The sequence below is a fragment of the Roseateles sp. P5_E11 genome (genome assembly GCF_054049355.1).
On sequence record NZ_JBFUMO010001213.1, the window covers coordinates 1 to 528 of the forward strand.

General features: G+C 69.1%; 1 protein-coding gene. It reads left to right on the forward strand.

The window, feature by feature from the left end; genetic code table 11:
- Positions 1-460, forward strand: a 460-nt coding sequence (locus ACXJKR_RS34395; RefSeq protein WP_457326681.1) for a helix-hairpin-helix domain-containing protein, incomplete at its 5' end; no start/stop codon positions are given.
- Positions 461-528 lie beyond the last annotated feature (68 nt).

Sequence of the window (528 nt, forward strand, 5' to 3'; positions counted from 1 at the left end):
GGGCACCGGCCGCCTGCCCGATCTCGTGCGCGTCGACGGTGGCCGCGGCCAGGTGTCGATGGCGCGCGAGGTTTTCGAGGAGCTGGGGCTGGACCTCGGTCTCATTGCCGGCGTCGAAAAAGGCGAGGGCCGCAAGGTCGGGCTGGAGGAACTTGTTTTTGCCGACGGGCGCGCGAAGATCTACCTCGGCCGCGACTCGGCGGCGCTGATGCTGATCGCGCAGATCCGCGATGAGGCGCACCGCTTTGCCATCACGGGCATGCGCGCCAAGCGCGCCGCGACCCGCACCGGCGGCTCACGGCTGGAGGACGTGCCGGGGGTCGGCCCGAAGAAGCGTGCTCAGTTGCTGCAGCGCTTTGGCGGCGTGCGCGGCGTGGCGGGCGCGAGCGTGGACGAGCTGTGCAGCGTGAAGGGCGTGTCGCGCGAACTTGCCGAGGAGATCTACCGCGCGCTGCACTGAAGTGCAGAACGCGCGAGTTGGCCGAAGAAATCTACCGCGCGCTGCACTGAGGTGTAGAACGCTTACGC